Source organism: Ruegeria aquimaris (assembly GCF_025751555.1).
In the GTDB taxonomy this organism is placed as follows: domain Bacteria; phylum Pseudomonadota; class Alphaproteobacteria; order Rhodobacterales; family Rhodobacteraceae; genus Ruegeria_B; species Ruegeria_B aquimaris.
Genome location: NZ_JAOWLB010000028.1, coordinates 21713 through 46944 on the forward strand (window position 1 = coordinate 21713; position 25232 = coordinate 46944).

Genomic DNA, 25232 nt, shown 5'->3' on the forward strand with positions numbered 1-25232 from the left:
ATGGCGGATGACAACCCTGCCCGCGTCACAACCCGGTTACTAGGCCCTGATCAACGAGCCGGCGCCGTGTTCGGTGTAGAGCTCCAGCAACACCGCATTGGGTGCGCGCCCATCCAGGATGACCGCCGCCCGTACCCCTTTGTCGAGCGCATCAAGCGCAGTTTCGGTCTTGGGGATCATGCCGCCAGCGATGGTGCCATCTGCAACCATCGCACGGATTTGCGCGGCTTTCAGCTCGGTTAGCACCTCGCCTTGGGCGTTCTTGACACCAGATACATCGGTGAGCAGCAGCAGGCGGTCGGCCTTGAGCGCACCAGCAATCGCACCGGCCGCGGTATCGCCGTTGATGTTGAACGTCTCGCCATTTCGGCCCGCGCCCAGGGGCGCAATCACCGGGATGATATCATGGGCAAAGAGGTTGCGCAGCAGGTCGGGGTTCATCTCGGCGGGCGTACCGACAAAACCCAGATCGGTGTCGGTCTGGTCGCAGACCATCAGATTGGCATCCTTGCCCGACAAACCGACCGCCTTGCCGCCCTGCCGGTTGATCGCCTGTACGATGCGTTTGTTGACCACGCCCGACAACACCATCTCGACCACCTCGACCGTGGCGGCGTCAGTGACCCGCTTGCCGTTCACGAATTCGGACTGGATGCCAAGCTTGTCCAGCATCGCGTTGATCATTGGACCGCCGCCATGCACCACGACCGGGTTCACGCCAACCTGCCTCAAAAGCACCACGTCTCGGGCAAAACTCTCCATGCCCTCGTCGCTGCCCATGGCATGACCGCCCAGTTTGATGACTACAATCGCGTCATCATAGCGCTGAAGATAAGGCAGCGCGGCGTTCAGGGTGGCGGCGGTGGCAATCCAGTCGCGATTCATGTCTCGTGTCTTCATGGCAAGGGTCCCTTTGATGCCTTGTGTTAGGGCTTTTGGCGGCATCTGCCAAGAGCATTGCCACTGATCGCCGCTGTGCTAGTCTCCGCCCGAACCAGCAGGCGAGGGCCCCGATGGCACAGAAAACACTTGTCCTGACCGGTGCCAGCCGGGGAATCGGCCACGCGACGGTGCGCCGGTTTGTCGCCGAAGGGTGGCGGGTGATCACCTGTTCGCGCGAACCGGTTCCGCCGGGCTGCCCCTGGAGCAATGGCGAGCGCAACCATGTCGAGATCGACCTGAGCGACCCGCAAGCGACCATCGCGGCCGCAGAAACCATCCGGCAAAAACTGAATGGCAGATTGGACGCGCTGGTGAACAACGCCGGCATCTCGCCCAAGGGTCCGAATGGCGAGCGGCTGAGCACGCTCAGCACCGATCTTGCGGATTGGGGGCATGTGTTTCACGTCAACTTCTTTGCCCCGGTGGTGCTGGCCCGATCGCTCAAGGACGAGCTGGCCGCAGCGAAGGGATCGGTGGTCAACGTGACCTCGATCGCCGGGTCGCGGGTGCATCCGTTTGCCGGGGCGGCCTATGCCACGTCAAAGGCGGCGCTGGCGGCGCTAACCCGCGAGATGGCGCATGATTTCGGGCCGCTCGGCGTGCGGGTGAATGCAATTGCCCCGGGTGAGGTCGAAACCTCGATCCTCAGCCCCGGCACCGACAAGATTGTCGAGAAGCTGCCGATGCAACGGCTGGGCCAGCCCAGCGAGGTGGCCGCCGCGATCTATTTCCTGTGTTCGCCGGAAAGCTCTTACATCTCGGGCACCGAAATCGAGGTGAACGGCGCGCAGCACGTCTAGCGACCGGACCCCGCTCGGGGTCCGGTCCGGGGCCAGTACTCAGGCCAGCGCGCGCCGAAGCGCGGGAATGTTGCTCAGGATCAGCACGTCAAAGGCCAGCGCCACAATCAGAGCCAGTCCCGCCAGCGGGAACATCAGCGATACCAGCACCGCCACCAGCGCGGCGCCTTTCCACATCGGCATATCGGCGGGTTCGGGCGGTGCGGCCAGCCGCAATGCCCGCGCCGGGCGGCGCTTGACCCACATCACCACGCCGGAGACGCAGAGAAAGATCACCGACAGGCAGAACACGATGTTGAGCGCGAAGTTCCAGCCGCCCATCAGCCCCATGTGAAAGGGGATGCCCACCGCCATCGCCTTGCCCGCCCACGAGTAATCGTCATAGCGCACATCGGCCAGCACCTTGCCGGTATATTGGTCGACATGGATGGTACGGTCGATGAACGGGTCATCGGAATCGCCGCTCATGCTGTCGCGGTTGATGGTCCAGACCCCGGTTTCGCCCGACGGATAGGCCAGACGGAACCGCCCCTCCATCCCCATCGCGCGACCGAGCGCGATGAGGTTCTCGGCGTTGACCGGCTGGCCCTCGGGCAGACCGGTGGCACCGGCCTCGGCGCCCGAGGCGGGCAGCGGTGTCAGTTCCAGCGCCCAGGGCACGTCATTGGTATGGCCGTGGTTCATGCTGGCATGCACATCGTCCGACAGGGGGACATTGTCCCATTTCTCGGCCGGAAAGGTCGACCAGGCCTGCACCAGCTTGCCGCCCCAGATACCGGCCCAGGACAGGCCCGAAACCAGGAACACCAACAGCAGGGCCGAGATCCAGAACCCGGTGACCGCATGCAGGCTTTTCCACAGGGCCCGGCCGCGTGCGCGCAGGTTGGGCACCAGCGCCGACATCGCATCGCCCCGCGGCCACCAGATATAGAGGCCGGTCAGGATCACCACGATACCCAGCCCGGCGGCGACCTCGATCAGGCGGTCGCCCAGATCGCCGATCAACAGGGTCGAATGGATGTTGTCTGCCAGATCGTACCAGCCCGCGCGGCGGTCCCAGATAGACAGCACCTCGCCGCTATACTGGTCAAGCGCGACCAGGCGCTGGCCCTCGGGGGTCTTGACCCGGAACACGGCGGCCAGATCGGGGGCCTTGGGGCCGATCCACTCGACGATGGTGCCGGGCTGTGCCTGAAGCACCGCAGCAGTTTGCGCGTCAAAGGACAACGCGCTTGCTTGCGGCTCAACGGCGATTTTCTCGCCATCGCGGCCGTCGACCTGGGTGATGAACATCATCATCAGTCCGGTCACCGCCAGGATCAGCAGAAAGGGGATCACGTAGAGCGCGGCGTAGAAATGCCAGCGCCACGCGGCGAAATAGAATTTCTGTGCCAGCGGGCGCATGGTGCCCCGGGCATTGGTTTGGCTGTCAGCCATTGTTGTTTCTCCATATCAGAAGCGATCCGCCAAAGAGGCGGCGGCGTCAGGGTGTTTCTGTCTGATCAGGAGAGGTTCGGTGGCCCGCGCGCGTCATAGAGGGGAAAGAATCCGGCACTGCGATGGGTGAAATCCAGATTGTCCCAGCGGGTGCGCTGGGCATGGTTCAGGGTCATCAGCAGCGGCGGCTGGGCCAGGATCGCGACCTGGTTCAGTCCGCCGAAATGGCAGCTGGGCCGCGAGTCGCTTTCGTCTTCATGGGCGGGGTTGTCAGGATTCAGGTCGACCCATTCCCGGGATTCCCCTTCTGCGGTACAGATCACCAGCAGGATCCGGTCGTCCTTGCGCATGGGCATCCAGCCCTGCGGGATCGCGCTGGTCAGCACCACCGCAAGCAGGGACAGGACAGCAGAGACATACGTCAGGAATGTCATTCCAGATGGGCGATGATGGACCTTAGAGTCGCGATACCATCGCCCTTTTCCGACGAGGTCAATACAATTTCCGGATAGGCGGCGGGGTGTTTGGCCAGAGCGGTGCGCACTTGCGAGAGCACCTTGTCGCGCTCGGCGGCCTTGACCTTGTCGGCCTTGGTCAGTACGCATTGAAAGGTCACCGCGCTGGTGTCGAGCAGCTTCATGATCTCGTCATCGACCGCCTTGACCCCATGGCGGGCGTCGATCAGCACAAAGGCACGGCGTAGGGTCTGACGACCGCTGAGATACTGTTTCAGCAGCTTCTGCCATTTCTCGACCACTTTCAGGGGCGCGTTGGCATAGCCGTATCCCGGCAGGTCGACCAGATAGAGTTCGGGCCCTTGGGTGAAGAAGTTGATTTCCTGTGTGCGGCCCGGCGTGTTCGAGGCGCGCGCCAGCCCCTTGGTGCCGGTCAGCGCGTTGATCAGGCTGGATTTGCCCACGTTCGAGCGGCCCGCGAAACAGACTTCGACCCGGTCGGCGGGGGGCAGGCCGGACATGGCGACCACGCCTTTGACGAATTCAGATTGTCCGGCAAACAGTTTGCGTCCGGTCTCGGCCGCAAATTCGTCTGGTTCAGGCACAACGGGGAAGGGGAGTGTCGTCATAGGGCGCGTACCTCGTCCCCGATGCGGATATCTCCGCCTTGGATGACTTCGGCCCGGACGCTGAAATCGCGATGACCCCAAGTGTCGAGCGTGCCCAGTGTTTCGGCATCGCGAATCCCGGTTTCCGGGTTGGTGTTGACCGACATGCAGCGCTCCGTTCGTTCGCGGATGGCAAAAACCACCTCGCCCACTTGTACCTCGCGCCCGATCCAGTCGAACTCCTCCCAGACGGGAAGGCCATCGAACCAGATGTTGCTGCGCCAGCGAAGAGGGGACAGGTCGCGGCCCATCTTTTGTTCCACGGCCCGGTGTGAAGACATGTTGCACAACGTGACCGACGGGAAATCGCTGTCGGTCATTCCACGACCGGGAACCCGGACGATACGGGTCGATTGCGCGCGGTTCTCAGGCATCAGCGGCTTGACCCAATCCAGGAACAACGCCTCTTCCCGATCCGGGGCAAAGGTAAGATCAGGCCGGTTCGGGTGGCTCAATGTCACGTCCTCACCCCGCAGGCGCGCGCGCATCGCCATCAGCGCTGGAACCTTGGAGACTAGGGTGAAGTTCTGACAAGGGGCCCAGGCCGAGTTGTCGGCGCGCGACTTTTCGTGGGCGACCGCCCAAACGCGATCCCCGGGCATGGTCTGCCCGGGGCTGAGGGTGACGCTGTTCAGCGCTTCGCGTCCATGGCTCTTGATCGGATGCCGCCAGAGCCCGGTGACCTTTCCGGTCATTTCTTGTCCGCCTTCTTGCCACGGGAGAAACCCGAGCGGATGTTGCCGAACACGTCCGGTTTGTAGCCGTGGCTGCGCATGATGATGTACTGCTGGGTAAAGGTGATCGTGTTGTTGGCGATCCAGTACACCACGAGGCCGCTTGCGAAACTGCCCAGCATGAACATGAACACCCAAGGCATCCAGGCAAAGATCATGGCCTGCGTCGGGTCGGTGGGTGCCGGGTTCAGTTTCTGTTGCAGCCACATCGAAATACCCAGAAGCAGCGGCAGGATGCCGATCAGGATAGTCGCCGCCAAAGAGCCTACCTCGGGCCCAGACCACGGCAGCAAGCCGAAGAAGTTCATGATCGAGGTCGGGTCAGGCATGCTGAGGTCGCGGAACGGTCCGAACCACGGGGCCTGGCGCAGTTCGATGGTGACAAAGATCACCTTGTAGAGCGAAAAGAAGATCGGGATTTGCAACAGGATCGGCAGACAGCCGGCGGCCGGGTTCACCTTTTCCTTCTTGTAAAGCTCCATCATGCCTTGCTGCATCTTCTGACGGTCATCGCCGGCAGCCTCTTTCAGCGCCTCCATCTGCGGCTGAAGCTCCTTCATCTTGGCCATCGAGACATAGGATTTCAGCGCCAGCGGGAAGACGATCGCCTTGATGATCAGGGTCAGACCGATAATCGACCAACCCATGTTGCCGATCAGCCCGTTGAGCTGATGCAACAGCCAGAAGATCGGTTTGGTCAGGAAGAAGAACCAGCCCCAGTCGATGCTGTCGAGGAACTTCTGCACGCCATCCTTCTGATAGGCGCGGATGGTCTCCCATTCCTTGGCCCCGGCAAACAGGCGGGTGGTGACTTGCGCGGTTTCACCCGGAGCGACGGTCATGGTCGGCAGGACGGTTTCGGCCTGATAGATCTTGCGCCGGTCGTCGTACTTCGCCGCCGCCTTGAAGGCGCTGCCTGAGCCGGGGATCAGGGTGGCCATCCAGTAGTGGTCGGTGAACCCGATCCAGCCGTCGGACTTGTTCTGGAACACTTCGGCCTGCGCGCCCTCGTTCGGGTCGATGTCGAACTTGCGCACATCCTTGTAGTCGATTTCGGACAGGGTGCCGTCATTCATGGCTACGACGCCCTCGTGCAGGATGAAGAAGTTCTTCAGCCCCGGAAGATCGGCATCCTCGCCGACGCCGTGCCGGGCGAGGATACCATAGGGCGCGGCGCCGATCGGTGCGGCGGACCCGTTTTCGACCGACTGGGTGACGGTGAACATGTAATCCTCGTCCACCGCCAGGGTGCGACGGAAGGTAACGCCGCCGCCATTGGACCAGCGGAGGGTGACCGGGTTGCCCACGCTCAACGTCTCACCGGATTCCAGCGACCACTCGGTCAGCGGCCCGGGCACGTCGGCGGCGTTCAGGCCAGTGCCAGGGGCCCACCCATAGAGCGCGTAGTAAGCCGAGGCGGATCCGGCGGGGGTCAGCATCTCGACGATCTCTGCATCCGCGTCGAGAGAGACGCGATAATCCTTGAGCGACAGCTCATCGATGCGGCCACCCAGCAGCGACACGCTACCCTTGAGGCGCGGGGTGTCGATTGCGACCCGCGGTGCCTCTGCGGTCGTCGGGGCATTGGTGTCGAGGGCCGGAACCTCTCCCGAACCGGACACGGGTGTTGTCGCGGCAGGGGTCTGCACGGCAGTGCCGTCTGTGGCGGTGATCTCGGTCGCGGGCGCTTCGGTCTGTTCCGGGGGCGGGAACAGGATGAACCAGACCAGGATCACCAGAAAGCTGAGCGCTGTTGCGAGGATGAGATTCTTGTTCTGATCGTCCATCGGGGACAGCCACCTTGTGCAGTGAAAGACCAGGCAGGGTTCAACAGAGTGAAGGCACAAAGGTCAAGCGGAATCGCCCGTTTCAGGGGAGCCAAATCGACGGGTGCGGCAACATTCCGGCCGCTTCAGCCAGTTTCCCGTCCAATCTGCGGCGCGTCCTGCAATTTTGCCTCATGCTGCGCAATCCAGTCGAGGGTCTGGTCGAACGGCATCGGTTTGCCAATTCCAAACCCCTGAACATGGTCGCAACCCAGTTGCGCGAGGACTGCATGCTCGCCCACGGTTTCCACCCCTTCTGCGAGGGTTTCCAGTTCCAGACGTTCCGCCATTGTGAGAATCGCGGCGACCATTCTCTGCTGTTCGGGGTCCCGGTCGGCTTTCTTGACGAAGGAGCGGTCAATCTTGATACGGGTTATGTCAAAGCGCCGGATTGAGGCGATCGAGGCGTGACCGGTTCCAAAATCGTCCAGGTCAATACGGCATCCCATCTTGCCTAGACCAGAGATGTTTCGGGTAATCACGTCATCGGGGGTATTGGAAAACACGGTCTCAAGTATCTCGACCGCCAGCCGATCCGGTGTCAGGTCGAACCGGTCGAGCTCCCAACGGATTCTTTCGACAAGACCGGGATTGCGTAGCTCATCCGAGGCAAAGTTCACACCCACACGCGGTACGTCGACCCCCGCGCTGTCCCATGCCTTGAGAGCCGTCAGCGCATTGAAGAGCATGACCTGCCCAAGACGCTCCATATATCCGGCCTGTTCGATGACTGGCAGAAACACATTGGGGGTAAGTACGCCCCTCACCGGATGAATCCAGCGGGCCAGCGCCTCGAATCCTGTGATTTTTCCGGTATCGGTAGAAATCTGCGGCTGGTACCAGGGCTGGATCTGACCTTTATCCAGCGCCATCTCGATTTCGTTTCTCAGGCGCGCGTGATCATCGGCGGGTTGTGCCATGTCGGGGGAGTAGGCGCGAATCCCCGAGGGGCTCGCCTGCTGAGCGGTGAAGAGTGCGGCCTCAGCTGCGCTGAGCCAAGAGCTGGCGTTTTGACCGGGCACGCGGTTGCTTTGGCAGAATCCGATCGAACAGGAAACGTATACGGCCGCTGCGCCAAGCGATATTGGGTCTTCGACTTTTGCCTGCATGCGTCCGGCCAACTGGATACATAGTTCCAGATCCAGCTGCGGAACCGGAGCAAGGCAGATTGCAAAGCGGTTTCGCCCAAGTTGCGAGACAATATCGTTGTCTCGCACCGCCGAGAGGAGACGTTCACCAACCCGGCGCAGGACCAGATCGGTGTCGGCGTGGCCGTGTTGGTGCAAGAACTCTGGAAAGTCATCCAACTCTACGACGAAACAAGCTGACTTACGTCCGGAACCACTCGCCGAAGCGAAGATCTCATGCGTAGCCGCCTCAAATTCACTGGGTTGTACCATACCCGAGCCGACAGCGCCGGTGCGGCGGTCCGCCATCGGCCATTTACCCAATGCGCCAGCGAGGGCAAAGAGAAGTGGCAAGCCCAGTGAGGTCAGCAAAAGGGCAATTTCACCACCCAGCCAAAAGGCGCCGAGGGTTATGGCCGGCAGAAAGGCCAGGATCGGCGGCCCTGTCAGGATCGGAATGATCTCGTCTCGGATACGTGTCAGGAGCGACTTTGTCTGCATGTGATGACTTGGCCTTTCGCAAGACGCAACGCGCGCCTTGTCGAACCCTAGGCAACCAGTCTGAGTCAGACGTTAACGCAACCGCGGAACTTCGCCAAAATTTTCTTCATTCTGTCCAGGGGTCAGTTGCAGGCCCTGAAAGTCGAAGAGTTTCGGGTCCAGAAGATGCGAAGGCCGCGCGTTCATCAGGGCCCGGAACATCACCTGCCTGCGGCCAGGCCGGTTCTTTTCCCATCCGTCGAGGATCTGTTTGACCTGCTGACGCTGCAATCCGTCCTGGCTTCCGCACAGGTCGCAGGGAATGATCGGATAGTTCATCGAGGTCGCGAACTTCTCGCAATCGGCTTCGGCCACATGTGCCAGCGGGCGATAGACGAACAGATCGCCTTCTTCGTTCACCAGCTTCGGTGGCATGGTTGCCAGGCGACCGCCATGGAAGAGGTTCATGAAGAAGGTTTCCAGAATGTCGTCGCGATGATGCCCCAGGACGACGGCTGAGCATCCCTCTTCGCGGGCGATACGATACAGGTTGCCACGCCTCAGGCGCGAGCAGAGCGCACAGTATGTGCGACCCTGGGGCACCTTGTCGACCACGACGGAATACGTGTCCTGATACTCGATCCGATGCGGGACGCCCATGCGTTTCAGAAACTCGGGCAGAACGGTGGCGGGAAACCCCGGCTGCCCCTGATCGAGATTGCACGCCAGCAGATCGACCGGCAGCAACCCGCGCCATTTCAGCTCGTACAGCACCGCCAGCAGGGTATAACTGTCCTTGCCCCCAGACAGGCAGACCAGCCATCGGGCGCCCCGCTCGACCATACCGTATTGCTCGATCGCCTCGCGCGCCTGACGCACGATGCGTTTCCGGAGCTTCTTGAACTCCGTTGTCGAAGGCGCGCCTGCGAACAGGGGGTGAATGTCGTCATTCTCGTCCAGCATGTGCGGGCCTTACAGGCTTTGGCAAAACCACTCAAGAGGAGTCACTGTTTCGATGTCAGGTCAGGTTGCGGGCTGTTTCAGAACCTTCTCGGCCGTGATCACACCGTTCACGTAATCGCTCCATTTCGAGACGAACTGCTGCGTGATCAGGGATTGAGGGTGATACTTGGGCGTCACGATGGAATAGCCGAATGGAACGGCTGGTTCGAAGCGGGCAAAGCTGACCCGCATTTTGCCCTGGTTCATGCGGCGATAGGTTTCCGCGCTCAAGGGATCGAGGATCGTGCAAATCTGCCCTGCTTCGACGAAATGAAGAAGCGGGACGAAATACTGCGCTTCGACGCTCAGGTCGAACTGTATGCCTTCCTGTTCGAATGCTTTCTTTGTGGAGCGATGCGTGGAATGGCTGGCGGCCAATGCGCCCATCTTCTCACCGTCAAGGTCGCGGGCATGAACCACGGGGCGTCCTGCCAGCGGATGATCCAGCGGCAGCGCGCACAGGCAGTTGCACATTATGATTTCGGATTGGAAAAGGCCGAACTGGGGGTTGTCTTCGGTTGTATCGAGGAAACCGATGTCGCAAAAACCGACGTCAAAGCTTTGGGCGGCGACCAGATTGATGATCTGCGGAGAACTGCGGGTGGACAGCGTTATGTTGAGATCCCCGGCATCTGCCTTGAATCGACTGACGAAATCGGGAAGCAGAAAAACCGATGGCCCGGGCATGGCGACAATACGCAGCGTGCCCCTGGCGCGGTTCCGCATGCCGGCCATATTGGCTTCGGCCGTATGGAGTCTGTCAATTATTTCAATGGCTTCTGACAAGAGATAATGTGCTTCGGGCACAGGAAGTAGGCGCCTTCCTTCGCGGCGGAACAACTCCATGCCGACGCTTTCTTCCAATGTTTTCAGCGAAGCACTGATCGCCGGCTGCGTTCGGTTCAGGTTTCGGGCCGCGGCGCTGACCGAACCTGTTTCCATGACTTCCCGAAAGACGATCAGTTGCTGAAGGTTCATAGCTGCATATCAAAATTTCTTATCTAAACCATAGAATTACAAATTTGCTTTTATCATGCAACTGCCACACAGAATTTGATGGAGCGCAGGAGTGCCGTGACCCGGCATTTCCCATCTGAAACGGCTCAAACAGGGAGTATGAACATGGGACTATTCAAGCATCTCACCGGCGCAGCGCTGGCGACGCTGGTCACCGCGGGTGCGGTGGCGGCACAGAACCCGACCTTTTTCCGCATCGGGACGGGCAGCGCCGGGGGCACCTATTTTCCGATCGGTGGCACGATCGCCAACGGGATTTCGGCCCCTCCGGGCTCTCGCCCTTGTGAAGAGGGTGGTCAGTGTGGGGTGCCGGGGCTGATTGCAATCGCCCAATCCACCACGGCATCGGTCTATAACAACACCGCCGTGCAGAATGGTGAACTCGAAGCCGGGCTGGCCGCCGCCGACGTGACTCGGGACATGTATCTGGGCGAAGGCAAGTTCGAGGGCAAGAAGCACGAGAAACTGCGTGTTATCGCCAACCTCTTCCCCGAAGATCTGCACCTTGTGCTGCCCAAGGGGCAAAAGATCGGAAATCTGGGCGACCTCGCGAACAAGCGTGTGGGTATCGCACAGGCGGGATCCGGCACCCAGGTTGCCGTTTTGCAGATGCTCGAGGTCTGGGGCGTAAACCGTGACAACATGGACGAAGCTGAACTGAACAACAGCCAGTCGGCTGAACGTCTGGCCGACGGGCAGCTTGACGCCTATTTCTATGCGGCCGGTTGGCCGGTGGCGGCAATGGTGCAGCTTGCTTCGACCAAGGGGATGGAACTGCATTCCTTCACCGACGAGGATATGGCCAAGATCAACGAGATCATCCCGGCCTACATTCCATCCAAGATACCGGCTGGCGTGTACGAGGGGATCGATTATGACGTGCACACCCCGGCCGTGAGCGCGTTGCTTGTCGTATCGTCGGACCTCGACGAGGAACTGGTCTATGGCATCACCAAGGCGCTCTGGAACGACAACACCCGGACGCTGCTGGACAACGGGCACGCCAAGGGCAAGCTGATCACACTGGACAGCGCCCTGGATGGTATGGACTCACTTGGGGTTCCGCTGCACGCAGGTGCCGAGAAGTTCTATCGGGAAATCGGCGCTCTGAAGTAGCCTTCGGTTGCTAGCTTTCCAACCCTGGGGACAACCCAAGCCGGTTGTCCCCGACACTAACTTCAAACAATTCGCGCTGAACAGCCGGGAGACCCGATATGAACCTTGTCAAAGGCGGGATAAACATTTGTGGCGTTTCGATCGGCGTGCTGTCGCTTGAATCCTACTTCCCGAAACCGCCAGGTCATATCAAAAATCCCTCGAGTCTGCCGTTCACGCTGACCTATGAAATCATCGAGGGGCTGACGGTTTCGAAGCTGTTGAATTCCCCGACACCCGATATGCTGGCCCCCTTGCTCGACGCGGCGCGGCGTCTTGAACGCAGCGGGGTCAAGGCGATCACCGGGTCCTGCGGGTTTCTGGCCTTGTTCCAGGCCGAGATCGCACAGGCCGTATCCGTACCGGTCTTTGTATCGTCGCTGGTGCAACTGCCCATGATCCACACAATGACCCAGCGCCCGGTGGGTGTGCTGACCGCCTCCGCTTCGGCCTTGACCGACCGGCATCTTGCCGGAGCCGGGGCGGCAGGGGTTCCGGTCGTGGTTCAGGGTATGGAAGACAGTACCGAATTCGCCGACGTTATCCTGCGGGGCGCGCGCGACGACATGGATCTCGACAAGGTCGAGAGAGAGCTTCTGACAGCTGGTCGCCAACTGGTGGCCAGAGACCCGGAAATCGGGGCGATCCTGCTGGAATGCACCGATCTGCCGCCTTACGCGCATGCGCTGCAACGTGAACTGCAACGCCCCGTTTTCGATATCATAACATTGGCCAGCATGGTCCACTCCGCGGTTCTGCGCGGTTCCTATGCCGGCTTCATTCGTTGACCGTGCAACCGGTTCGAGGTGACAGACAATGAGCGTGCAAAAGACAGATGATGCCCAAGACCGGACGCTGACCGCCGAGGAGCTGGCGGCCATCGAGGAGAAATACGACGAAAGCGCGCCGACACGGCCCGTGTCGCCGGGTTTTGCCCTGTTTCTCAAGGCGGTCGCCCTGAGTTTTGCCGTCTATCACTACCTGACAGCCGGGTTCGGATTGCCGACCGATTATTGGCACATGGGCTGGCACCTGTCGGGGCTGTTCATTCTGACCTATGCGCTGTTTCCGATAGTCCGCACCCGCAATTCATATGATATGAAGACCGGCCTGATGCATTATGGCGGGGTACCGTATCTGGACCTGCTCCTGATGGTGCTGGGGGTCGCATCGGCTCTCTACCTAGGGTTGGCCTGGCATGGTGTGCCCTGGCTTGGCATCGAAGAGCAGACGTTCCGGATGGGCAACCCGAACGGGTATGACATGGTGTTCGGCTGCATCCTGATCGTGCTGGTTCTGGACATTGCGCGACGCACGCTTGGCTGGGTCCTGCCGGCCATCATCTGTGTCTTTATGGCCTATGCGCTGTTCGGACCGATCTTTCCCGGCATCCTGCAACATCCCGGGGTCAAGTTCCGGACCTTTGTTTCGTCGATGTACTTCCCGCAAGAGGGCATTTTCGGCGTCACGCTTTGGGTGGTCTCGACCATTGTCTTTCACTTCGTCCTGTTTGGTGTCATCGCGCAACGCACCGGACTTGGGCAGCTCTTTATCGACAATGCGACCATCCTCGCCGGTCGCTACACTGGCGGGCCTGCCAAGGTCTCGGTGGTGTCCTCGGCCTTCTTTGGCACCATCTCGGGATCCTCGGTGGCCAACACCGTTTCGACCGGGTCGCTGACCATTCCAAACATGAAACGTCTTGGTTACCCGGGTCATTTCGCGGGCGGGGTCGAGGCCGCGGCCTCAGCCGGGGGGCAGATCACCCCGCCGATCATGGGGGCGGCGGCCTTTATCATGGCCGAGTTTCTGGAGGTTCCGTACACGACCATTGTCATTGCCGCCATCTTTCCGGCGCTGCTGCACTATGTCGGCGTGTTCAGTGTCGTTCACCTGATGGCGCGGCGCCTGAACTTGCAGGGCATGACGAAAGATGCGCTTCCGAAATTTGCGGCCGTCTGGCGCGATGGCTGGGCCAATCTGGTGCCGTTGGTAGGGCTTCTTGTTGTGCTGTTCTCAGGCTACACGCCTTACATGTCGGCCTTCTGCGGCATTTCGCTGGCACTGGTTACCGGCATGTCGCGGGTCAAGGCGCCGGTCACCCTGATCTATCCGGCGGCGTTCATCGCCTTTGTGATCTGGAAGTATTCCGACCAGGGCTTCGACCTTACGATGTCGGCGGTGCTGATCGCCTGTGCGGTTCTGGGCGCGTTCAATCCGCAAGAGCGTATTCGTCTGCCACAGATGGCCGAGACCTTTGAAACCGGCGTTAAATACGCGTTGGCAGTTGGCGCGGCGTCGGCTGCGGTGGGTCTGGTGGTCGGTGTGATCAACACCACCGGGGTCGGCTTCCGAATCGGTTTCATGGTAACGCAGGGCGCCGGGGCGCTGGGCGCCGATCTGGCGGGGTTGTTCAGCTTTGGGGGGTATGAACTGTTCTCGGTCGACCAGATCACGCTGTTCCTCAGCCTGATCTTCATCGCGCTCGCTTGTATCCTGATGGGCGCGGGCATCCCGACGACGGCGCTCTACATCATGCTGGTATCGGTGGCGCAACCCGCACTGGCGCAATTGGGGGTGCCGCCCATCGCCAGCCATATGTTCGTGCTCTACTACGGGGTCGTGGCCGAAATCACGCCGCCGGTCTGTACCTCGGCCTATGCGGCGGCGGCGATTGCGAACTCCAATCCTTTCCGGACCGGGATATCCGCCTTTACCCTTGGCCTAGGCAAGGTCGTGGCCCCAATGGCCTTTGTCTATGCGCCGGTCCTGCTGTTTGTCTCGCAGACCGGGTTTGATCTCTGGACCTTCAGCTATGCTGCGACCAGTTGTATCTTGGGGGTGATCTGCCTGTCCTCTGCCGTTGTTGGCTACTTGTTGGTACCGATGGGGGTTCTGTTCCGGGTGTTGATGGCCATCGCCGGTATCGTATTCATTGCCCCCTCTCTCCAGGCGGATCTGATTGCAGCACTGATCGCCGCCCCTGCGGTGCTGAGCCAGATCGTGCAGCGCAAGGGGGCGACCCATGTCGCCTGATGCCGGGGAAGTCACCGTTCTCGGCGCCGGGATCGTCGGGATCTGCACCGCGCTGGCGCTGACGGAGCGGGGGGTCAAGGTCACCCTGATCGACCGGGATGAGCCGGGGCAAGCGACATCCTTTGGCAACGCGGGCATCATTTCGCCCTGGTCGGTAGTTCCGCAATCCATGCCGGGGATCTGGCAAAAGGTGCCGGGCTGGCTGCTGGACCCCTTGGGTCCCGTAACCGTGCGGCCCTCTTACCTGCCGCGCCTTGCGCCCTGGGGCTTGCGTTTTCTGTGGCAAGGGCGCGAGCAGAAGGTAAGGCAGATCTCGTCCGCGATGGATTTGTTGAACCGGGATTGCATCACCTTGTTTCGCCGCCATCTGACGGGCACAGGGCACGAGGACCTGATCCGCGACAGCTACTATGTGCATGCCTATCGTGATCCGGATGCCGCCCGGCTTGATACGCTGGATGCCGAGTTGCGCCAGGCAATCGGTGCGGACCTGGAACGGATCGGAGCCGAGGGCTTGCGTTCGCTCGAACCGGCCCTGTCGCCCGAGTTTCGCGCGGCGATCCTGATCAAGGGACAGGCGCGGGCGCTGTCGCCGGGGCGCGTGGGCAAGGTGCTTGCCGAGAAACTCCAGCGTATGGGGGGCGAGATTCGGCGTGCCACTGTGCAAGCTATTCTGCCTTTGGAAGGTGGGGGTTGGTCGGTTGGCACGGATCAGGGTGAAATGACTGCTCCCCGATTGGTGCTGGCCATGGGGGTCTGGTCGACCGAACTTCTCAGGCCTTTGGGCATTCGGATCCCGTTGGAAGCCGAGCGCGGGTATCATGTCTGCTTTACCCGCCCGGGTATCACGCTGAATCACTCGGTGATGGATGCCGACATGAAGTTCGTGGCCTCCACGATGGAGGACGGGCTGCGGGTGGCGGGAACCGCAGAGTTCGCCGGTCTGGATGCGCCGGTCAATGAAAAGAGGCTCAAAGGGCTGGTTGAACTTGCCAAGCGCTTGTCACCTGATCTGAACAGCACGGAGTACACCACTTGGTCAGGTCAACGGCCCAGCCTGCCCGACAGTCTGCCTTGTATTGGAGAGATTGAGGGCTTTCCCGGCCTGATCGCCGCATTCGGGCACAGCCATTATGGGCTGATGATGGCGCCCAAGACCGGCGAGCTGGTGGCCGATATCGCAACAGGACGCAAGGCGAACACCGACCTTTCGCCGTTTCGTGCCCTGCGCTTTGGCTAGGTCCCGCCCAGCCTGGCCAGAACGCCGCCCACATCACAGGCGGCGATAGCGCCGGGAATGCGTCCGCTGTCACCGGCCAGCCGGGTCGCCGTGTACATGTCGGCAACCGCGGCCGGGCCCTGACGGATCAGCAGCGACGCGGTCAGCAGTTGTGCCGTCTGCTCGGCATACCAGCGCGCTTCTGCCTCGGGCGGAAGCGCGGGCCATCGTGCGGCATGCTCGATCAGGGCGGCATCATAGCGCGCATCCACGCCACGCGCAGCCAACAGTTCCGCCCGCAGCACTTCGGCGGCCAACGGATCACGCGCGAGGCTGCGCAGGATATCGAGGCAGATCACATTCCCCGAACCCTCCCAGATTCCGTTCAGCGGCGCCTCACGATAGAGGAGCGGCAGGCCGGTCTCTTCGACATATCCCATGCCGCCCAGAACCTCCATCGCCTCGACGACAACCACCGGGCAGCGTTTGTTGGCGAGGAACTTTGCCAGCGCCACGCCGATGCGGGCAAAGGCGCGGTCGGCCGGGTCACTGCTGTCAAAGGCCTGTGCCACCCGCAGGCCCAGTGTCAGGGATCCTTCCCAGTCGAGCACCAGATCGGCCAGCACCGCCCGCATGAGCGGCTGGTCGATCAGGCGGCGCTGAAAGGTGCTGCGATGCTGGACCCAGTGATGCGCCTCGGCCAGCGCCGCGCGCATCAGCCCGGCGGGGGCCATCGCGGTATCCAGTCGCGTATGATGGACCATCTCGATGATGGTGCGCACCCCGTCGCCTTCACCGCCCAACTGATAAGCCAGCGCATCGTGGAACTCGACCTCGGCGGAGGCATTTGCCTTGTTGCCCAGCTTGTCCTTCAGGCGCATCAGGTGGATCGCGTTTCGCTCGCCCTCCAGCCAGCGGGGCAGCAGGAAGCAGGTCAGCCCGCCCGGCGCCTGTGCCAGCGTCAGAAACCCGTCCGACATCGGGGCCGAGCAGAACCACTTGTGACCCTTGAGCCGCCAATGGCCGTCGTCGCGCCGGGCGATGGTGATGTTCGCCCGCACGTCCGAGCCACCTTGTTTCTCGGTCATCGCCATGCCCAGCGTCGCGGCACGCTTTTCGCCGACCGGGGCAACTGTTGGATCATAACTGCGTTCCATCAGCTTGGGTCGCCAATCCGCCGCAATGGCGCTGTCGGCGGAGAGGGCTGGGATCGCGGCATAAGTCATTGTCATCGGGCAGCAATGGCCGGGCTCTACCTGGCTGGCGAGGTAGACCATCGCGGCGTGCGTGGCGTGACCGCCCGGTCCGCCCTCCCACGCGATGGCGGCGTAGCCCGCAGACTGGCTTGCCTCCATCAACCGGTGATAGGCGGGATGGAAACGGACCTCGTCCAACCGGCGGCCGCCCCTGTCAAACAGCTCCAGCCGAGGCGGATTGGCATTGGCCTCGCGCCCGGCCTCGCGCATCTCGGACGCGCCCATGGTGCGGCCATAGTCGGCAAGCACCTGGGGTTGCGCCCCGGCAAGGGTGGCGGTTTCCCGCAATACCGGATCGCTGGTCCAGAGGTCGATGTCGCCGCGCACCTCTGGCTGATTAAGGACCTCATGTGTGGCGAGACGGGTCAAGGGGGCAGAGCGCATGGCGACCTCGGGTAGTTGAGTTGCCGCGATGGTCAGCCGGGCGAATGCAGACGGTCAAGCGTGACGACCCGTCACTTGTCCCCGCGGTCGGGGACGGGGTCGTAGCCATCGCCGCCCAACGGGTGGCAGCGCCCGATGCGGCGCATGGCTAGCCAAGTGCCGCGCAGCGCACCGTGTTTTTCCAGCGCTTCCAGCGCATAGGCCGAACAGGTCGGTTGATACCGGCAGTTGAACCCCACCCAGGGGCTGAAAACCAGCCGATAGGCGCGCACAGGCAGCGCAAGGATATGGGCGAGAGGCGTCATGATCTGTAACTTATGGCGCGCGTGCCAAGGCGCCAACAGGCATTGCGACGCATGGTGTCAGCTCTTGGGGGAATGCAGTTTGATCAGCGCCTTGCGCAGATCGTTTTCCAGCATGTCAAAGGGTCGCGCAGCGGTGTCGCCGGGCTTACCGATCAGGACATAGTCCCAGCCATCGTGTCCAATCTCGGGCAGCACTCTGCGCGCAATCTCCCGCAAACGCCGTTTGGCACGATTGCGGGCGACGGCATTTCCGACTTTCTTGGAGCAGGTGAAACCGACGCGAATGCCCTCCGCCTCGCCCGGTACGCGGCGTCGGGCCTGCACCAGCATCGACGGTGCTGGTTGCCTTCTGGCGCGGGCAGCTTTCAGGAAGTCGCTGCGCTTGCTCAGGACTGTCAACTGGGCAGGTGCACAAACGGACACCGCCGGAGGCAATTCCCCCGGTTTGGCAGAGCCATCCATGGGGGCCTCCGGCGGTGTCATGTCCGTCAGAACGGGCTGTATGCGCTTACGCGCTCAGCTCCTTGCGGCCACGGGCGCGGCGTGCGTTCAGGATCTTGCGGCCGCCCTTGGTTGCCATGCGGGCGCGGAAACCGTGGCGGCGTTTGCGAACCAGGTTCGAAGGCTGATAGGTGCGTTTCATCGCTCCGTACTCCAATCTTGCGGTCGGGTGCGGCGCGGATTCGCCTCCCGGGTCTAATCGAAGCCCGTCCTCTAAAGCGAGATCCCGGGCAAGTCAAACCCTCTGCGTCGGGTTTTGCGGGCTTTTGCAACAATTTCCCGGACGACACCAGCCCAAAGGTTTCAGAATCCGCCCGATCGGGCAAAAATCTCACGTTTTGAACGTTGTTGGATCAACCGGGCGTGATGGGGCTGTTTGTGGACCCATTGCAACTGCATGTTAGACGGACAATGCCACGAAACAACGACTCGGATCCGGATCGCCCTGCAATGAGTGATACAGCAAACGCATCTGCCATCGGGCGCTTGCGGCATATGCCGCTGATTGTCATCGCATTTGTCGCGCTGGTTGGCGGGTTCCTGATGCGCGACTATCTGACCTTTGACATGCTGGCCGCGAATCGCGAGGCATTGGTCGCCTATAGGGATGCCCATTATGTAGCTATGGCGGCGATCTTCGCCTGTGTCTACGTGACGATCGTGGCTTTCTCTCTCCCTGGTGCTGCGTTGACCTCGATGACAGGCGGGTTCTTGTTCGGCCTGGTGGCTGGCACCGCCCTGAACGTTGTTTCGGCCACTATCGGAGCGGTGCTGATCTTTCTGGCCGCCCGCGCGGGTCTTGGTGCGGCGCTGTCCGCGCGCCTCGACGCCTCGGAGGGCACGGTCAAACGGCTCAAGGACGGTCTGCGGGAAAACGAGATATCCGTTCTGTTCCTGTTGCGGCTGGTGCCTGCGGTGCCCTTCTTCGCCGCAAACCTGATACCCGCCCTGGTCGGGGTGAAGCTGCGGAATTACGTGCTGACCACGGCTCTGGGCATCATCCCGGGCGCCATCGTTTTCACCTGGATTGGGGTCGGGCTGGGTGAAGTGTTCGACCGCGGTGAAACACCCGATCTATCGCTCTTGCGCGAACCCTTCGTGATTGGCCCGATCCTGGGACTTTGTGTGCTGGCCGCGTTGCCGATCGTCCTCAAGGCATTGCGCAACCGCAAGGGAGCCTGAGCCGTGCAGCGGATCAAAACCGACCTCCTGGTAATTGGCGCCGGTTCCGGCGGTTTATCGGTTGCCGCGGGCGCCAGCCAGATGGGCGCCAAGGTGGTGCTGCTGGAAGGCCACGAAATGGGCGGCGATTGCCTGAACTTTGGTTGCGTGCCCTCCAAGGCGCTGATCGCCAGCGCCAAGGCCGCACATGGTCAGTCGCATGCGGCGGTGTTTGGTGTAGCAAACCAGTCGCCTCAGGTGGACTATGGCGCGGCCATGAGGCATGTGCGCGAAGTTATCGAGCAGATTGCGCCGGTGGACAGTCAGGAACGGTTCGAGGGTCTGGGCGTAAGGGTGATCCGCGAGTATGGCCGGTTCATCTCGAAAACCGAGGTTCAGGCAGGTGACCATGTGATCACCGCGCGTCGCATCGTGCTTGCCACGGGATCCTCTCCGCTGGTGCCGCCGATTCCCGGGTTGGACAAGGTGCCATTCCTGACCAACGAAACGCTGTTCGACTTGCGCGAACGGCCTGGCCGTCTCTTGATCATCGGCGCGGGGCCGATAGGGCTGGAAATGGCTCAGGCGCATGTGCGGCTGGGGTGCCCGGTGACCGTGATCGAGGCCGATCGGGCGCTGGGCCGTGAAGACCCTGAAGCGGCATCGCTGATTCTGGACCATCTGCGGGGCGAAGGCGTCGAGATTGTCGAACAGACAATGGCGGCGCAGGTTCGCGGCAACGGCGGGGCCATCGAGGTCGTCAGTACCGAGGGCTGGATATTCGCCGGTACGCATCTGCTGGTTGCGGCCGGGCGCAAGGCCAATACTGATCGTTTGAACCTCGAGGCCGCGGGCATCGAGACCACGCGTTCCGGCATCCGGACCGATGCCGGGCTGCGCACCACCAACAGGCGGGTCTATGCCATCGGAGATGTCGCCGGTGGGCTGCAATTCACCCATGTGGCAGGCTATCACGCCGGTATTGTCATACGGTCGGCGTTGTTTGGATTGCGGTCGAAATCTACCTCGGTTCACATTCCGCGATCCATCTATACCGATCCGGAACTGGCGCAAGTCGGCCTGACCGAGGCCGAGGCCCGCGACCGGCACGGTGACCGGGTCGAGATCGCGCGCTTCGACTACCACCACAACGACCGGGCCATTGCCGAGCGCAGGACCGAAGGTTTTATCAAGGTCATGGTGGTTCGGGGGCGCCCCGTTGGTGTCACCATCGTTGGACATCAGGCAGGCGAACACATTGGCTTGTGGTCGCTTGCCTTGGCCAATACCCTCAGGATGAGCCAGATTGCCGCGATGGTTTCACCATATCCCACATTTGGCGAGGTTAACAAACGCGCCGCTGGAGCCTATTTCTCTCCACGGCTGTTCGAAAACCAGACGGTAAAACGGGTGGTTGGGTTGGTCCAGCGCTGGCTGCCCTGACCGGAAAAGGAGATCATGCTGAACTCGCTTTCAGGTCGGTTCCTGATCCTGACCGTGGTCTTTGTGATGCTGGCCGAAGTGCTGATCTTCGTGCCGTCCATTGCCCGTTTTCGCCAGGATTTCCTTCAGAACAGGCTGGAACGGGCGCAGATCGCATCGCTTGCGCTTCTGGCGGACGACATGCTGGCAACCGAACTCGAAGCCGAACTGCTGGCCAATGCCGGGGTGTATAACGTCGTGCTGCGTCGCAACGAGGTTCGGCAGCTCATGCTGAGCTCTCCGATCCCATCGCAGATCGAACATACCTATGACTTGCGGCAGGCGGCCCCATTCCCGCTGATGCGGGATGCGCTCAAGCGCTTCTTTTCTCCGGGAAATGAGGTGATCCGGGTCATTGGCGAGCCGGTGAAGGGAGCCGGATCGCTGATCGAGGTGACCATGGACAGTGCTCCGCTGCGCATGGCGATGATCGACTATGGCATACGCATCCTGATCCTGTCTCTGGTGATCTCGATCATCACTGCCTTTTTCCTGTTCCTGGCGGTGCGGGCGACGCTGGTCCGTCCCATTACTGGCGTTGTCGATTACATGCAGCGCTACGCGCGTGCCCCCGAAGACGTTCGGGGGATAATCACCCCGAGCGCAGGTGTGACGGAACTGCGTGAAGCCGAGGAGGCCCTGAAGATGTTGCAGGTGCAACTGACACAGGCCCTGAAACAGCGTGAGCGTCTTGCGCAACTCGGCGGTGCCGTGGCCAAGGTCAGCCATGACCTGCGCAATATCCTGACCTCTGCCCAGCTGTTCACCGACAGGATCGAAGCGAGCGAAGATCCTTTGGTGCGACGTATGGCGCCCAAACTGGTGAACTCGATCACCCGCGCCGTATCGCTCTGCGAAAGCACGCTAGCCTTTGGGCGGGCCGAAGAGCCGGCACCGATGCTCAACATGGTGCGTGTTCGTGCAATTGCCGAGGACGTTTCCGCCAGTGAGCGCCTCGCCCTTGTCGAAGGCAAGATCGAAATCGCAAACCATGTCCCCGAAGACATGTCAGCGCGCGCGGACCCCGAACAGCTTTTCAGGGTGGTGATGAACCTTGTGCGGAATGCGCGCCAGGCCCTCGAGGTTCTGGATCGACCCGGGCAGGTTATCATCAGTGGATATGAGACCGAGCGGGACTGGTTTATCGAGGTGTCCGACACCGGTCCCGGTTTGCCCCCCAAGGCACGTGAGAACCTGTTCACCCCGTTCCAGGGTGGAGTACGCAAAGGCGGCTCCGGTCTCGGGCTGGCAATCTCTGCTGAATTGGTGCGTGGCCATGGTGGCGAATTGGTGTTGAAAGACAGTGGTCCTGAGGGAACCACCTTTGAAATACGGCTGCCAAAAGGCGAAAAAACTTTTTGACAGAATTCGGCAGAATCGGGTTGCGTGGCCCCAGTGTAACGTCTAGATAGCGCGTCACCACGCGGACCGATAGCTCAGTTGGATAGAGTACTTGACTACGAATCAAGGGGTCGGGGGTTCGAATCCTCCTCGGTCCGCCATGGTGCCCCCATAAGATATTGAAATAAATCAATTTTTTGATAGGCGCGGATTTCTTGCCACCAAACGTGCCACCAATAATCTTTCCATTGACTGAAACGATATGCAATGGTTTGCGGTTCCCAGGTTGATCGGACCGTCATCTCATAATTGACGATGCCATCGACCGGTCACTCTCCAAAATCTACCGCTTCAGACTTGTAGGGCTCTTCTGATCCGCCCCCCCAACAGCTTTCGGCGGAAAATGTCGAACTCTCTCAGAATTCTCTCGAATTCTCAGGGAAGTCGCCAAAAATTCTGCTATAAGGGAAACATACATCAACGTGCACATGAACGACCCTGCCGGACGAGAAATACTCTCCGCAGCAGGTTGCCTTTGCGTGCCTGAACAGGAGATCATCGACAGTGACTGCCCATGCAAATTCCCTCTACCTTTCCGTTGACCAGGTCGCCAATCGCTTTGGCGTATCCAAGGACTCGATCTGGCGCTGGAAGCGCAACGGTAATTTCCCTGCACCCGTAAAGCTGGGTGGGACCACCACCCGTTGGCGGCTTTCCGACATCGAGGAATGGGAAGGACAGCTGGCCTGTGGTCTTGTCGCGTTCATGCAGTTCGAGCCGGACGCCTTGATGGCGACCTGACGGCACCCTCCACAGCCTCATCCTGATCTTTCGTCCCGAAGAACGGGACGCTGAGTTTCTGACAGCGCGGACTTGGTCGCGCTGAACAACCCGCCTTTGCCTCGGAGAGACCTCATCATGACCGAACAGAGCAGCACCTTGCGTCCGGCCGCCGGCGCGGCCAACATTTTCACATTCCCGGGAAGGGTCGGAGAGCAGGCAAGCTCCGTGCTGCGGGGGATCACGAAGCCCGCGTCGGACGGTATGCCCAGCGACTTCTCGCTGGCCACAGATGGCATCTACCAGCTACGGCCCGGTGAAGGCGAGGATCTGCTGCCGGTCCGGATCTGCTCACCCTTGATCGTGCAGGGGATCTGTAGTCGGCCGAATGGCGGCGGCTGGGGCCGGGTCGTGGCAGTTGAGGATCCGGACGGGAAATGGCATGAGCTGATCCTGGATGCGCGGGATGTATCGAGGAGGTCGGCCTCGTCCTTGAACGCCTTGTTCGATCAGGGACTGGAGTTGGCACCGGTCGAAAAGGCCGCTCAGAGCGTTGCCGAGTTGCTCGCAAACTGGCGCCCGGATACCCGGTATCTGCGCTCGGATCGGCTGGGATGGGCCGACCCCTCTTTCAGCGCATTCACTTTGGGGAACGGTCATGTGCTCGGTGACGGTTTGGTGATGACCGATGCAATCTCTGGCGATATTGCGGCCTCGATGCATGCGAAAGGTAAGTTGGTGGATTGGCGCGCTGCTGTGGCACAGCCGTGTGATGGCAACCCGCTGATGGTTTTGGCGCTGTCACATGCGTTCACCGGGCCGCTCCTGTCGTTTCTGGGGCGTGACGGAGGTGGCTTTCATCTGCGCGGTGTCTCGTCACGGGGCAAGTCCACGCTTCTTGGTGTGGCAGCCTCGGTTTGGGGTGCGCCGTCCTTCGTGCAGAGCTGGCGCAGCACCGACAATGGGATCGAGGGCATCGCAGCTGCTTGCAACGACAGCCTGCTGGTGCTCGACGAACTGCACCAGGTGGAGCCTAGGGCTGCTGGTGACATCGTCTACATGCTGGCCAATGGGCGTGGGAAGAACCGTATGAGCTCCAACGGCAAGGCTCAGCCGACGCGGCGCTGGAACGTGCCGGTGCTGTCGAGTGGCGAGCTCTCCCTGGAGGAGCACATGGCGAGCGGCGGCCGGACCATGTATGCGGGGCAGGACATCCGGTTGATCGACCTCGTGGCCGATGCCCGGAGGTATGGTGCTTTCGATTGCCTTCATGGAGAACCCGATGGTCGTGCGTTCGCGGAGCGCATGCAGAGGGCCGGGCGTGAGACCTATGGCGTCGCCGGCCCGGTCTTCGTTGAGGCCCTGATGAAAAACCTGGATAAGCGGGACACGTTCACGCGTCTTGTCGATAGTTTTTGCCGCGAGTGGGGAACAAAAGCTGATCTCCCGCCGGATGGACAGATCCAGCGCGTGATGGCCCGGTTCGCCCTTTCCGCCCTGGCTGGGGAGACGGCGACCAAGTTCGGTCTGACCGGCTGGCGGGTCGGCACGGCGCGTTCGGCCGCGTTCGAGCTCTTCATGGGGTGGCTGGACGCACGTGATGGATCGACCCGTGCCGAGATTGACAGCGCTGTGGAACGGAGCAAGGACTATGTGTCTCGGAATCTGGAGCGTTTCCAGCTCTTGGGAGGGTCCGCCGGTGAGCCTCTCGACGGATGGCGGGACGAAGCTTGGGTCTACATCCAGCCCGAGTGCTGGAAGGTCATCCATGGTGCGAAGGATCCTTTAGAGGCGGCCCGTCTTCACCAGGCGTCCGGCCTGTTGAGAACCCAGGGCGCCAGTGGCCTGCAGTTCAGGATGGGGCGCGAAGTCCAGGACCGTCCGCGTGTCTATGCCGTGCGCGCGTCTGCGCTGATCGGGACGACCGGCAGCTGAGAGCTGGAGAACGAAATACAGGTGCGCGTCCGAGCGGCGCGCGCTCGTATCAAGTTGGGTTTTTGGACCACTTGGACCACTTGGACCAGACTTGACACTCGACCCTTCCCTTGGTCCAAGCGGTCCAAGCGGTCCAAGCGGTCCAAGCGGTCCAAGCGGTCCAAGCGGTCCAAGCGGTCCAAGCGGTCC

23 protein-coding genes and 1 tRNA gene are annotated in these 25232 nt (G+C 61.4%); 11 read left to right on the forward strand and 13 right to left on the reverse strand.

Annotation, left to right across the window (positions count from 1 at the left end; all coding sequences use genetic code 11):
* Nucleotides 1-39 precede the first annotated feature (39 nt).
* Entirely contained in the window at nucleotides 40-900 is an 861-nt protein-coding gene (gene argB / locus OE747_RS22635; protein WP_263830729.1) for an acetylglutamate kinase, read from the reverse strand.
* A gap of 113 nt (nucleotides 901-1013) precedes the next feature.
* On the opposite strand from argB, the gene OE747_RS22640 reads away from it, so the two are divergent.
* Nucleotides 1014-1742 carry an SDR family NAD(P)-dependent oxidoreductase gene (locus OE747_RS22640; protein WP_263830730.1) on the forward strand — a complete coding sequence of 243 codons (729 nt, stop codon included), beginning with the start codon at nucleotides 1014-1016 and terminating at the stop codon, nucleotides 1740-1742.
* Between the two features lie 39 nt (nucleotides 1743-1781).
* On the opposite strand, the gene OE747_RS22645 is transcribed toward OE747_RS22640, so the two are convergent.
* From OE747_RS22645 to OE747_RS22680, 8 genes are all read right to left on the reverse strand, one after another.
* On the reverse strand, nucleotides 1782-3179 hold the full coding sequence (locus OE747_RS22645) for a PepSY-associated TM helix domain-containing protein (RefSeq protein WP_263830731.1): 1398 nt from the start codon (nucleotides 3177-3179) through the stop codon (nucleotides 1782-1784).
* A 65-nt stretch (nucleotides 3180-3244) separates the two neighbouring features.
* On the reverse strand, nucleotides 3245-3613 hold the full coding sequence (locus tag OE747_RS22650) for a DUF2946 domain-containing protein (protein ID WP_263830732.1): 369 nt from the start codon (nucleotides 3611-3613) through the stop codon (nucleotides 3245-3247).
* The gene (yihA, locus tag OE747_RS22655) at nucleotides 3610-4263 is read right to left on the reverse strand and encodes a ribosome biogenesis GTP-binding protein YihA/YsxC (protein ID WP_263830733.1); all 654 of its coding nucleotides are present in this window, start codon (nucleotides 4261-4263) and stop codon (nucleotides 3610-3612) included. Before yihA ends, OE747_RS22650 begins: the two co-directional genes overlap by 4 nt.
* On the reverse strand, nucleotides 4260-4997 hold the full coding sequence (locus OE747_RS22660; RefSeq protein WP_263830734.1) for an MOSC domain-containing protein: 738 nt from the start codon (nucleotides 4995-4997) through the stop codon (nucleotides 4260-4262). The genes yihA and OE747_RS22660 overlap by 4 nt, the downstream gene beginning before the upstream one ends.
* The gene (gene yidC / locus OE747_RS22665) at nucleotides 4994-6823 is read right to left on the reverse strand and encodes a membrane protein insertase YidC (protein ID WP_263830735.1); all 1830 of its coding nucleotides are present in this window, start codon (nucleotides 6821-6823) and stop codon (nucleotides 4994-4996) included. The genes OE747_RS22660 and yidC overlap by 4 nt, the downstream gene beginning before the upstream one ends.
* A 125-nt stretch (nucleotides 6824-6948) precedes the next feature.
* Nucleotides 6949-8490, reverse strand: coding sequence for a putative bifunctional diguanylate cyclase/phosphodiesterase (locus tag OE747_RS22670; protein ID WP_263830736.1), 1542 nt, complete (start codon nucleotides 8488-8490; stop codon nucleotides 6949-6951).
* A gap of 72 nt (nucleotides 8491-8562) precedes the next feature.
* Nucleotides 8563-9432 carry a tRNA 2-thiocytidine(32) synthetase TtcA gene (gene ttcA, locus OE747_RS22675; protein ID WP_263830737.1) on the reverse strand — a complete coding sequence of 290 codons (870 nt, stop codon included), beginning with the start codon at nucleotides 9430-9432 and terminating at the stop codon, nucleotides 8563-8565.
* A gap of 60 nt (nucleotides 9433-9492) precedes the next feature.
* Nucleotides 9493-10449 carry a LysR family transcriptional regulator gene (locus OE747_RS22680; RefSeq protein ID WP_263830738.1) on the reverse strand — a complete coding sequence of 319 codons (957 nt, stop codon included), beginning with the start codon at nucleotides 10447-10449 and terminating at the stop codon, nucleotides 9493-9495.
* Between the two features lie 144 nt (nucleotides 10450-10593).
* Between OE747_RS22680 and OE747_RS22685 the strand changes: the two genes are divergently transcribed.
* The 4 genes from OE747_RS22685 to OE747_RS22700 all read left to right on the forward strand — a co-directional run bounded on the left by OE747_RS22685 (nucleotide 10594) and on the right by OE747_RS22700 (nucleotide 15919).
* Nucleotides 10594-11604 carry a TAXI family TRAP transporter solute-binding subunit gene (locus tag OE747_RS22685; RefSeq protein ID WP_263830739.1) on the forward strand — a complete coding sequence of 337 codons (1011 nt, stop codon included), beginning with the start codon at nucleotides 10594-10596 and terminating at the stop codon, nucleotides 11602-11604.
* A gap of 98 nt (nucleotides 11605-11702) precedes the next feature.
* The gene (locus OE747_RS22690) at nucleotides 11703-12431 is read left to right on the forward strand and encodes an aspartate/glutamate racemase family protein (protein ID WP_263830740.1); all 729 of its coding nucleotides are present in this window, start codon (nucleotides 11703-11705) and stop codon (nucleotides 12429-12431) included.
* Nucleotides 12432-12459: 28 nt separating this feature from the next.
* The gene (locus OE747_RS22695) at nucleotides 12460-14679 is read left to right on the forward strand and encodes a TRAP transporter permease (RefSeq protein ID WP_263830741.1); all 2220 of its coding nucleotides are present in this window, start codon (nucleotides 12460-12462) and stop codon (nucleotides 14677-14679) included.
* Nucleotides 14669-15919 carry an NAD(P)/FAD-dependent oxidoreductase gene (locus OE747_RS22700; protein ID WP_263830742.1) on the forward strand — a complete coding sequence of 417 codons (1251 nt, stop codon included), beginning with the start codon at nucleotides 14669-14671 and terminating at the stop codon, nucleotides 15917-15919. The genes OE747_RS22695 and OE747_RS22700 overlap by 11 nt, the downstream gene beginning before the upstream one ends.
* Here OE747_RS22700 and OE747_RS22705 read toward each other — a convergent pair.
* From OE747_RS22705 to rpmH, 4 genes are all read right to left on the reverse strand, one after another.
* The gene (locus OE747_RS22705) at nucleotides 15916-17538 is read right to left on the reverse strand and encodes an acyl-CoA dehydrogenase family protein (protein ID WP_263830743.1); all 1623 of its coding nucleotides are present in this window, start codon (nucleotides 17536-17538) and stop codon (nucleotides 15916-15918) included. The genes OE747_RS22700 and OE747_RS22705 overlap by 4 nt on opposite strands.
* 71 nt (nucleotides 17539-17609) lie before the next feature.
* Nucleotides 17610-17843 carry a membrane protein insertion efficiency factor YidD gene (gene yidD, locus OE747_RS22710; RefSeq protein WP_263830744.1) on the reverse strand — a complete coding sequence of 78 codons (234 nt, stop codon included), beginning with the start codon at nucleotides 17841-17843 and terminating at the stop codon, nucleotides 17610-17612.
* 57 nt (nucleotides 17844-17900) lie between these two features.
* Nucleotides 17901-18326 carry a ribonuclease P protein component gene (gene rnpA, locus OE747_RS22715; RefSeq protein WP_263830745.1) on the reverse strand — a complete coding sequence of 142 codons (426 nt, stop codon included), beginning with the start codon at nucleotides 18324-18326 and terminating at the stop codon, nucleotides 17901-17903.
* 25 nt (nucleotides 18327-18351) lie between these two features.
* On the reverse strand, nucleotides 18352-18486 hold the full coding sequence (gene rpmH / locus OE747_RS22720) for a 50S ribosomal protein L34 (RefSeq protein ID WP_164131559.1): 135 nt from the start codon (nucleotides 18484-18486) through the stop codon (nucleotides 18352-18354).
* A gap of 308 nt (nucleotides 18487-18794) precedes the next feature.
* Here rpmH and OE747_RS22725 point away from each other — a divergent pair, with 308 nt between their 5' ends.
* The 6 genes from OE747_RS22725 (at nucleotide 18795) to OE747_RS22750 (ending at nucleotide 25043) form a co-directional block, all read left to right on the forward strand.
* Nucleotides 18795-19526 (forward strand): TVP38/TMEM64 family protein, encoded by a 732-nt coding sequence (locus tag OE747_RS22725; protein ID WP_263830746.1) that lies wholly within the window; start codon nucleotides 18795-18797, stop codon nucleotides 19524-19526.
* Between the two features lie 3 nt (nucleotides 19527-19529).
* Nucleotides 19530-20948, forward strand: a complete 1419-nt coding sequence (locus tag OE747_RS22730; protein ID WP_263830747.1) for a dihydrolipoyl dehydrogenase family protein — start codon at nucleotides 19530-19532, stop codon at nucleotides 20946-20948.
* A 15-nt stretch (nucleotides 20949-20963) separates the two neighbouring features.
* Entirely contained in the window at nucleotides 20964-22349 is a 1386-nt protein-coding gene (locus OE747_RS22735) for a sensor histidine kinase (RefSeq protein ID WP_263830748.1), read from the forward strand.
* 63 nt (nucleotides 22350-22412) lie between these two features.
* Nucleotides 22413-22489, forward strand: a tRNA-Arg gene (locus tag OE747_RS22740).
* A 403-nt stretch (nucleotides 22490-22892) separates the two neighbouring features.
* The gene (locus tag OE747_RS22745; protein WP_263830749.1) at nucleotides 22893-23129 is read left to right on the forward strand and encodes a helix-turn-helix transcriptional regulator; all 237 of its coding nucleotides are present in this window, start codon (nucleotides 22893-22895) and stop codon (nucleotides 23127-23129) included.
* A gap of 117 nt (nucleotides 23130-23246) precedes the next feature.
* The gene (locus OE747_RS22750) at nucleotides 23247-25043 is read left to right on the forward strand and encodes a DUF927 domain-containing protein (protein WP_263830750.1); all 1797 of its coding nucleotides are present in this window, start codon (nucleotides 23247-23249) and stop codon (nucleotides 25041-25043) included.
* The last annotated feature ends 189 nt before the right edge of the window (nucleotides 25044-25232 follow it).

What these genes read in the sequence shown, in the direction of transcription:
- rpmH (WP_164131559.1), bottom strand. Translation starts at nt 18,486, where the DNA reads ATGAAACGCACCTATCAGCCTTCGAACCTGGTTCGCAAACGCCGCCAC.
- OE747_RS22680 (WP_263830738.1), bottom strand. Translation starts at nt 10,449, where the DNA reads ATGAACCTTCAGCAACTGATCGTCTTTCGGGAAGTCATGGAAACAGGT.
- yidC (WP_263830735.1), bottom strand. Translation starts at nt 6,823, where the DNA reads ATGGACGATCAGAACAAGAATCTCATCCTCGCAACAGCGCTCAGCTTT.
- OE747_RS22650 (WP_263830732.1), bottom strand. Translation starts at nt 3,613, where the DNA reads ATGACATTCCTGACGTATGTCTCTGCTGTCCTGTCCCTGCTTGCGGTG.
- OE747_RS22695 (WP_263830741.1), top strand. Translation starts at nt 12,460, where the DNA reads ATGAGCGTGCAAAAGACAGATGATGCCCAAGACCGGACGCTGACCGCC.
- OE747_RS22700 (WP_263830742.1), top strand. Translation starts at nt 14,669, where the DNA reads ATGTCGCCTGATGCCGGGGAAGTCACCGTTCTCGGCGCCGGGATCGTC.
- argB (WP_263830729.1), bottom strand. Translation starts at nt 900, where the DNA reads ATGAAGACACGAGACATGAATCGCGACTGGATTGCCACCGCCGCCACC.
- OE747_RS22640 (WP_263830730.1), top strand. Translation starts at nt 1,014, where the DNA reads ATGGCACAGAAAACACTTGTCCTGACCGGTGCCAGCCGGGGAATCGGC.
- rnpA (WP_263830745.1), bottom strand. Translation starts at nt 18,326, where the DNA reads ATGACACCGCCGGAGGCCCCCATGGATGGCTCTGCCAAACCGGGGGAA.
- ttcA (WP_263830737.1), bottom strand. Translation starts at nt 9,432, where the DNA reads ATGCTGGACGAGAATGACGACATTCACCCCCTGTTCGCAGGCGCGCCT.
- OE747_RS22725 (WP_263830746.1), top strand. Translation starts at nt 18,795, where the DNA reads ATGAGTGATACAGCAAACGCATCTGCCATCGGGCGCTTGCGGCATATG.
- OE747_RS22685 (WP_263830739.1), top strand. Translation starts at nt 10,594, where the DNA reads ATGGGACTATTCAAGCATCTCACCGGCGCAGCGCTGGCGACGCTGGTC.
- OE747_RS22750 (WP_263830750.1), top strand. Translation starts at nt 23,247, where the DNA reads ATGACCGAACAGAGCAGCACCTTGCGTCCGGCCGCCGGCGCGGCCAAC.
- OE747_RS22690 (WP_263830740.1), top strand. Translation starts at nt 11,703, where the DNA reads ATGAACCTTGTCAAAGGCGGGATAAACATTTGTGGCGTTTCGATCGGC.
- OE747_RS22705 (WP_263830743.1), bottom strand. Translation starts at nt 17,538, where the DNA reads ATGCGCTCTGCCCCCTTGACCCGTCTCGCCACACATGAGGTCCTTAAT.
- yidD (WP_263830744.1), bottom strand. Translation starts at nt 17,843, where the DNA reads ATGACGCCTCTCGCCCATATCCTTGCGCTGCCTGTGCGCGCCTATCGG.
- yihA (WP_263830733.1), bottom strand. Translation starts at nt 4,263, where the DNA reads ATGACGACACTCCCCTTCCCCGTTGTGCCTGAACCAGACGAATTTGCG.
- OE747_RS22670 (WP_263830736.1), bottom strand. Translation starts at nt 8,490, where the DNA reads ATGCAGACAAAGTCGCTCCTGACACGTATCCGAGACGAGATCATTCCG.
- OE747_RS22660 (WP_263830734.1), bottom strand. Translation starts at nt 4,997, where the DNA reads ATGACCGGAAAGGTCACCGGGCTCTGGCGGCATCCGATCAAGAGCCAT.
- OE747_RS22735 (WP_263830748.1), top strand. Translation starts at nt 20,964, where the DNA reads ATGCTGAACTCGCTTTCAGGTCGGTTCCTGATCCTGACCGTGGTCTTT.
- OE747_RS22645 (WP_263830731.1), bottom strand. Translation starts at nt 3,179, where the DNA reads ATGGCTGACAGCCAAACCAATGCCCGGGGCACCATGCGCCCGCTGGCA.